The 7,709-nt window shown below is 62.0% G+C and carries 8 protein-coding genes; 3 read left to right on the forward strand and 5 right to left on the reverse strand.

Translation table 11 applies throughout. The annotated features are described in order from the left end of the window. The first annotated feature begins 52 nt into the window (after positions 1-52). Positions 53-1,003 (forward strand): ABC transporter permease subunit, encoded by a 951-nt coding sequence (locus EOL86_10365; GenBank protein ID NCD25974.1) that lies wholly within the window; start codon positions 53-55, stop codon positions 1,001-1,003. Further along, positions 991-1,755: a phosphate ABC transporter ATP-binding protein gene (locus tag EOL86_10370; protein ID NCD25975.1), complete on the forward strand. Its 765-nt coding sequence runs from the start codon at positions 991-993 to the stop codon at positions 1,753-1,755. The genes EOL86_10365 and EOL86_10370 overlap by 13 nt, the downstream gene beginning before the upstream one ends. A gap of 73 nt (positions 1,756-1,828) precedes the next feature. On the opposite strand, the gene EOL86_10375 is transcribed toward EOL86_10370, so the two are convergent. The 5 genes from EOL86_10375 to EOL86_10395 all read right to left on the reverse strand — a co-directional run bounded on the left by EOL86_10375 (position 1,829) and on the right by EOL86_10395 (position 6,820). Then, entirely contained in the window at positions 1,829-2,476 is a 648-nt protein-coding gene (locus tag EOL86_10375) for a peroxiredoxin (protein ID NCD25976.1), read from the reverse strand. A 236-nt stretch (positions 2,477-2,712) separates the two neighbouring features. After that, positions 2,713-3,486 (reverse strand): ABC transporter ATP-binding protein, encoded by a 774-nt coding sequence (locus tag EOL86_10380; protein ID NCD25977.1) that lies wholly within the window; start codon positions 3,484-3,486, stop codon positions 2,713-2,715. A gap of 3 nt (positions 3,487-3,489) precedes the next feature. Continuing rightward, positions 3,490-4,323 carry an ABC transporter permease gene (locus EOL86_10385; GenBank protein ID NCD25978.1) on the reverse strand — a complete coding sequence of 278 codons (834 nt, stop codon included), beginning with the start codon at positions 4,321-4,323 and terminating at the stop codon, positions 3,490-3,492. A gap of 48 nt (positions 4,324-4,371) precedes the next feature. Further along, entirely contained in the window at positions 4,372-5,496 is a 1,125-nt protein-coding gene (locus tag EOL86_10390) for an ABC transporter substrate-binding protein (protein NCD25979.1), read from the reverse strand. Positions 5,497-5,668: 172 nt separating this feature from the next. Continuing rightward, positions 5,669-6,820: a 2-hydroxyacyl-CoA dehydratase gene (locus EOL86_10395; protein ID NCD25980.1), complete on the reverse strand. Its 1,152-nt coding sequence runs from the start codon at positions 6,818-6,820 to the stop codon at positions 5,669-5,671. A gap of 272 nt (positions 6,821-7,092) precedes the next feature. On the opposite strand from EOL86_10395, the gene EOL86_10400 reads away from it, so the two are divergent. Continuing rightward, the coding region (locus EOL86_10400; protein ID NCD25981.1) for a recombinase at positions 7,093-7,709 on the forward strand (617 nt) is incomplete at its 3' end.

Genomic DNA, 7,709 nt, shown 5'->3' on the forward strand with positions numbered 1-7,709 from the left:
TTCCCTGTTTGCCTGCGGATTGATCCTGTTTGGCGTGAGCCTGGCCGCGCAGATGGTCATAAGGGTCGGCGGCAAGGCGGGCAAACCGTTGGGGAACCGAAGCCTGACCGCGCTTTCGTTCCTGGCCGCGCGCCCCCTGGGCCGAGCGTGCGTTGCCGCGTGGTCGTTGGTGTCCAGCGCCGTGGTGCTGACGGCCATTGCCGCCTTGGTTGTCTTTCTGATTTCCCGTGGCCTGCCGGTTCTGGACGCACGGCTCTTTTTCGGTGATGCGTCCGTCATGGGGGCCATGCTTGGGAGGGAACCCGTCTGGGATGGGCTCTTCGCCGCCTGCGCCGGAACCCTGGCCCTGGTCGTGCTGACCACGTGCATGGCCGTTCCCATCGGCATCGGCGGCGGCATCGCCCTGTCCCAATATGCGCGCGGTTCGTGGGCCCAGGCCCTGCGTTTCTCGGCCAATGCCCTGGCCGGGGTGCCGTCTATTGTCATGGGCCTGTTCGGATTCTCCCTGATCATTTTTCTGCGGCACACCATCGCGCCCCAGGCCAACACCTGTCTGCTGCTTTCGGCCGTGTGCCTCGCCCTGCTCGTTTTGCCCTACACCATCAACGCCACGGCCCAGGCCCTGGACAATCTGCCCGAGGCGCTGCGTCTGCTGGGCCCGAGTCTGGGCATGACCACGTGGCAAAGCCTGCGCCGCATCCTGCTGCCGGCCGCAAGCAAGGGACTGCTCGGCGGCGTGGTGCTGTCCATGGGACGCGCCGCCGAAGATACCGCCGTCATTCTGCTGACCGGCGTGGTGGCCAGCGGCGGTCTGCCCCGGGGACTCATGGAAAAGTTCGAGGCCCTGCCCTTTGCCATCTATTATCTGGCCGCCCAGCACCAGAGCCGGGCCGAGTTGGACAAAGGCTTTGGCGCGGCCCTGACCCTGCTCGTGCTGACGGTGCTGCTGTTTGGCTGCGCGCGTTTGGCGCGGGCAGGGATGGAGAAGACATGGGTACGCTAGAGCCACTGTTTGCCCTGCGCGACGTAGGCGTGACCCTGGATGGCCGCGAGGTTTTGTCCGGGATCAGTCTTGAAATCGCCCACGGGAGCGCGACCTGCATCGTGGGCCGGTCCGGTGCGGGAAAAACAACGCTGCTGCGTGTTTTCAACCGTTTGAACGAATGTTTTCCCGGTTGCACGACAACCGGAGACATTGTGTTGCGCCTCGACGGCCGCGTGGTCCGGCCCTACGCGGATGAGATCCCCCTGCCGGAGTTGCGCCGTCGGGTGGGGATGGTCTTCCAGCATCCCAACGTGCTGCCCATGAGCATCGAGAACAATATCGTCATGCCGTTGGTCTCCGTGCATGGCGTGCCGCGCCGCGACGCGCGCCATGCCGCGCGTTTGGCCCTGGAGGAAGTCCGCCTCTGGCGCGAAGTGTCGGACCGCCTCGATACGGACGCGCGCACGCTTTCGGGCGGCCAGCAGCAGCGTCTTTGCTTGGCCCGCGCCCTGGCCATGCAACCGAGCGTGTTGCTGCTGGACGAACCGACCGCGTCCCTGGACAGCAAGGCGGCCCAGGGCATTGAGGATCTTTTGGCGGGCTTGAAAGGCCGCTACACGCTGGTGGTTGTGTCGCACGGATTGGAATTCGCGGCCCGGTTGGCCGACGGAATGCTCGTCCTGCGGGATGGCCGGATTCACGGCCGCCTTGGACCGGAAGCCCTTGGTGGTTCGGGCTTGTCGCTGTGCGAGCTGGCGGAGTTGCTCTAGGAGGAACGGGACGGGGAGCTTGGGGTGGGCGTGGCCGGGCTGGCCACGCCGCAAACTTGTCGGGGAGTGGGAGCTATTTGAGCGGCTTGTGGCAAAACCACCAATCAAAGCCGTCGTAGTCCTCCAGGCGTTTTTGGGCGTCCTTCTCATTGGTCGCCGGCGGAACGATGATTCGGTCGCCGATGAGCTCGTTGTTGGGCCAACCCGCAGGAATGGCGCCCTGCTTGTCGGACGTTTGCAACGCTTTCACGGCCCGCACGATTTCATCCATATTCCGTCCGATTTCCTGCGGATAGTACATGATCAGGCGGACCTTCCCTTCCGGATCAACGATGAAGACGGCCCGGACCGTGTTGCTGCCCTTGCCGGGATGAAGCATGCCAAGTTTCATGGCCACGGCGTCGTTGGCCGCGACAATGGGGAACGTGATTTCCACGTTCAGCTCGGCTTTGATCCACTGCACCCATTTGATGTGCGAGAAAATCTGATCGACGGACATGCCAATCAGTTTGCAATTGAGCGCGTCGAATTCGGCGATGCGTTTTTGAAAGGCCACGAATTCCGTGGTGCATACGGGCGTGAAGTCCGCGGGATGGCTGAAAAAGACAAACCAATTCCCTTTCAGGTCCGCCGGAAGCTTCATCGGGCCGTGCGTTGTCTGCACGTTGAGTTCCGGAAACTGATCCCCCAGCAAAGGCATGCGTGGTTGTATTTCTTCCATGGTGCTGTCTCCTTTGTTCCGCCGGGTGAATAGACGCCGGTCAAAGCGACGGATTCTCATGACCGGCGTTTCGCGAAAGCCGGAAAGTTTTCATTCAAGGATGTAGGAAAGACACCAACGAAAGACAAATTGATAATCAGTATCCTTTTTTGGGTAGAGTATTGGCTATCGTGATACCAGGGCCAAGAGTGGGCGGTGGAAATTTGACGTAGCCGGGGCGCGGTGCGCCAGGACGATCAGAATACACCCGCCCCGACGACTTCTTCTTCCAGCATGTCCAGGATTTCGGCCGTGTATTTTCCGTAGAGCGGATGGGCGCGGTTGCGGGGATGTTCCAGGGGCACTTCGATTTCCGCCCGGACCGTGCCCGGTCTGGCCGTCATGACCACGATCCTTTGCGCCAGGTACAGGGCCTCGTCCACGCTGTGCGTGACCAGGACCACGGTTTTTCCTGTTTTCCGCCAGATGCGCAGCAGTTCCTTTTGCATCAGGATGCGGGTGTGCGCGTCCAGGGCGCCGAACGGTTCGTCCATGAGCAATACGTGCGGGTCCGTGGCCAGGGCGCGGGCAATGGCCACGCGCTGGCGCATGCCACCGGAGAGCTCGTGCGGAAACGCCTCGGCAAAGGCGCCCATGCCGACCACATCGAGGTACTGCCTGACCAGGTCCCGCCGCGTCGCCTTTTTTTCTCGCGAAAACTCCAGTCCCAGGGCGACATTGTCCCGCACAGTGCGCCACGGCAGGACCGAATACTCCTGAAACACCATGCCCACGTCCCGTCGTGGAATGTCGATGGGCTGGCCGTCGAACAGGGCGCGGCCGCTGTCGGCCCGCTCCAGCCCGGACAGAATGCGCAGCAAGGTGGATTTGCCACACCCCGACGGTCCGACAATGCAGACAAATTCTCCGCGCCGTACGTGCAGATTGGCCTGCTTCACGGCCGCGACGCTTTGCCCGCGTTGCGTGGTGAAGGCTTTGTTGATTTCATGAAGATGAAGGATGGGCGTCATGGCCTACCTCGCCAGCCGTTGCCAGGAAAAGCGCCGTCGCTCGACGCGCCGGAACAGCCAATCCATGATCGCGCCGGTCAGGCCGATGCTGAACATGCCGGCAATGACGATATCCGTGGAGGCCATGGTGTAGGCGTGGGTGATCAGGTAGCCCACGCCGGAGATGCTGCCGGGAAGCATTTCGGCGGAAACCAGGCACATCCAGGCAATGCCCAGGCCGATGCGCATGCCGTTGACCATGGACGGCAGCGCGGCGGGAAGAAGGATTTTGCGGAAGATGTCGAAGCGGCTGGCACCCAAAACCCGCGCCGTGTCGATAAAGACGCGGTTCACGTTGCGCACGCCGTGGATGCTGCTGGTCAGCACCGGAAAAAACGCGCCGATGAAGATAATGAAAATCATGGAGTATTTGAAATTATTGAGCGTGATGAACCACGGCCCGCGATCGATCCCAAAAAGATCGGCCAGACTGGCGATGCCGAACCAGGCCATGACCAGAGGCACCCAGGCCAGGGGCGGGATGGGACGGAAAAGATTGAGGAAGTCTCCAAGCATGGTGTGCATGGTCATGGAATAGCCCATGACGATGCCAAGGGGGACGGCAATGAGCACGGCCACGCTGTAGCCGAGAAGGACGCGCACCAGACTGACGCCGATGTTGGTCAGCAGGGAGCCCATGCTGAGCAGATCGTCGTTGGGGTGGGCCAGCACGGTCGCGACCTGTTCCACGGACGGCAGGATAACGGCGTTTTGGATGGCGGACGCGGCCCAGGCCCAGATGATCAGCAGGAGCAAAAAGGCAGCCAGGGACAATGCGTGATGGGAGAAACGGTTCATGCGCACTTCCAAAATACGGCCGACGCCGCGTGGGGTCGGCCGTAGTGGTTAGTTGGCGTTCACAAAGCGCAGGTCGAAAAGCAAATCCCGCGCCTCGTCCATGGTCTTGCCCTTGAGGCGGCCCCGGAACTTGTTCATGGTATTGAGCATGTCCAGATAGGTGGCCTGACCGCGCATCCAGTTGTCCGTGGCCGCCGTGGTGTAAACAATGGTCGATTTTTCCACGGCCTCGGCCGGAGAACCGGTCCAGCCGTTAAGAAGTTTCCCTTCCTCGGCCTTGTGGGCGTTGCACCAGTCGCCGCTCTTGGCCATCAGCGCGACGAGCTTGCGCAGCACCTCGGGATGGGCGTCGATGATTTCGGTCCGGGCGGCCAGAACGCAGCACGGGAAATTGTGCCATGCCCCGGCGGGCGGCAGATCGCGCAGGTCCAGGGCGATGTGCCCGACCTTTTTCATCTCCGAGACTTCGGGATGGGGCGCGGGGCCGACCCAGGCATCCACCTGGCCGCTGGTCAGGGCCGGGATGAAATTGGAGGTGTCTTTCAGATCGACCAGCAGGACGTCGGCATCGGCCTGGCCGGCGTTCTGGGTGACCGTGAACCCGGCCTGCCGCAGAGCGCCCTCGATGACGATGCGCGGAGCGCTGGTCGGGGAGTGATAGCCGATTTTGACCGGTTGCTCCGAGGCCTGGATATGCGCGGCCACGTCATCCCATCCCTTGAGGGTGCTGGCGGGCGGGAAGACCAGACCCATGCCGTCGACGTGGGTCGGGCACAGGATTTTCATGTTCGTGCCCTGATCGATACCGGCCATGATGGCCGTGCCCGAGGCCAGGGCGATGTCCATGGACCCCTGGGCGAACATGGTCGTGGTTTCGGCGCCGCTTTTGTTGACGATGATGTTGAGCAGGGCCAGGGGCGTGTCGCCGTCCATGAGTTCATACTTGAGCTTGTCCACGACCGGGCGCAGATGAACGCCGAACTCGCGAAAATTCTCGTTTTTGGCCATGGCCGCGATGAGCGGGGTGTGGTGGGTGGTGAAGATGTAGCCCACGTTCAGAACCGGCAGCTTGTCCTCGGCCGTGACCTGGGCGGCGGAAAAAATCAGTGTCGCGGCCAGGAACAGCCCCAAGAGGCGGGTCCGCCGCGCGGCCTTGGCAATCAGGTGCGTCATGCACGTCTCCTTGAAGGGTAAAAGGTTCGTCCATTTTCATATCAAGGCGGTATGTTGAAAAGGCCTGGATTGCTTCGTCGAAGACTCCTCGCAACGACGCGACACGGAACCCCCGCATTGCGCACGACCGCAGGAAACGCGGCGGTTCAGACCGTTTTAATGCGGCATTGCGTTACAGATCGAATTCGAAGAGGCCCTCCAGAAACGCCTCGATACGGGTCCGGAGTTGTTCGGTGTCGGATTCGGAATAGGCGGTTTCGATGTGCAGGAAGGGCAGGCCCAGTCGATCGCATTCCTCGCGGACAATGCGGGATTCGACGTTGAACCCATGGCAACCCTGCCAGGTCAGGTCGATCACGCCGTGCGTCCGGAAGTCGCGGCTCAAGGAGGCGATAGCCTCCCTCCGTCCGGGATTGGGGCTCATGCAGGCGCAGGGAATGTCCAGATAGCGCCGGGCCACGTTGGTCAACAGGTCGCCCGTGGTTTCGACGGGCTTGTCCAGGCCCTTGATGCCGCTGCAATTGTCCTGGGCCACGACCACGGCCCCGCTGTCCTCGATGAGCTGCAAAACTTTGTGCGATCCCTTGCCCACTGGCGTGCCGGTCAGCAGGATGCGCGGCCGCTTGTCCGCTTTCGCGGGAACGTCCGCCCGCGTTGCCAGCAAGGCCTCATGCAAGGCGCCAAGGGCCGCCAGATACGGCTCGGCTTCAACCATGAAGCCCTTGCTTTCGAGCACGGGTAAAAGTTGTTGGCCGGTCAGGATCGGCGGCCCGGCGGCGTTGACGCGCACGATGTCCCAGAGCAGCGCGCGGATGGCGTTTTGGGTCCGGATTTCGTCCCGCAGGCGTTCCTCGGTCACGGGAACTCCGCCGTGCTCGGCCAGAAAGGACGCCAGGCGCCCGACTTCGGTCCGCCAGGAATCAAGCATCGCGGGCAGGTCTTGGGCATAGGGCAAATGCATGAGATGCAGCGGTTTGATCCGCTCCAGAAACTCGTACATCTTCTTTTTTCCGTCGCAGGTTGTTTCGGCGATGACAAAATCCGAGGCGCTGAAAAACGGACAGGTCTCGGTCGCGGCGTAGCCGTAGCTGGAGAGGATCAAGGGGCACAGGCTGGCCGGCAGAACGGCCTCGGCCGCCTGGATCGGGGCCTGGCGTTTGCCGCATAATCCGACGGGAATGGCCCCGGCGGCGCGGATGATTTCCGCGGGCGCGTAGATGCAATAGATCCCGGCGATGGGTTTTCCTTGGTCGCGGGCCGTTTCCAGGTCCGCGAGACTGCGTTCGCTGAATTTTTCAAAAAAATCGAGGCACGAGAAAATCATGAGGCATCCTTGGGGCATGCGGGCTGCCCGGCAATGGGTGGCGAATCAGCCGGTTGTATTGCTTGTCACCGTGAGTGGATGCCTGGGTCCGCGCGAATAATCCAATTTGAAATTGTGATGCGAAACGTCTTCATGCGTCGGGATTGTTGATAGATGGCGGGTGATGGCGCGTTTCCGATTCTTGCCGCGTCCACCTCGAACCGGGTATGCCGTTATGTGGGAATGAGAGCGGCCCGCGTCCGTGATCTGGGCGCATTTCAAGGGGGACCAGCATGAACATCGAAAATTTAGACAGCCTGCTTAATGATCTGGCGACGCTGGAGCAGGGCGAGGCGATTTTGGATCGCCTTGTCGCGTGGCTTCGTCCCGTGGGCCCGGATTTGGGTGGGGAGGTGGAGGAAAAGGTGCTTCGCCTGGAGGCGGCGTTGTTCGCCCGGCCCGAGATCCTTGATGTCGTGCGGGGCAAGCTCTGCCTTTTCATGAACGGGCTGCGTTTTTTGCCCCTGTACAGTGGAACCGGCATTCTTCCCCGGCGTGGTTTTGGCGCGGAACTGTCGCGGCGCCTGCATGCCCGGATTTTGCCCGAGCCGCCCGTGGAATCCAGCGCCCAGGCTCTTTTCCAGCGGTTGTTCGACGACCCCGGCGACCCGTTGTGGGTCAGCTTCGTGCGCGAGGAAGTCTGGCTCCGCCTGTACGCACTGTTCGTTCCCGCTGGTTCCCGCTGCCCGCTTGGGGATCATCTCGCGTCCGAGGCCCTGTACGCCTTGGAAATGTTGTCCATTTGGCTGGCGGCCGAGGAAATGGAGGGCGAATTTCTGCGCCTCGATCCGGCCATCGCCAGCCGGGATTCGAGCCTTATCGCCCAGGAGCGCGAGATCAGCCTCTTTGT

Source organism: Deltaproteobacteria bacterium (assembly GCA_009930495.1).
Taxonomy (GTDB): domain Bacteria; phylum Desulfobacterota; class Desulfovibrionia; order Desulfovibrionales; family Desulfomicrobiaceae; genus Desulfomicrobium.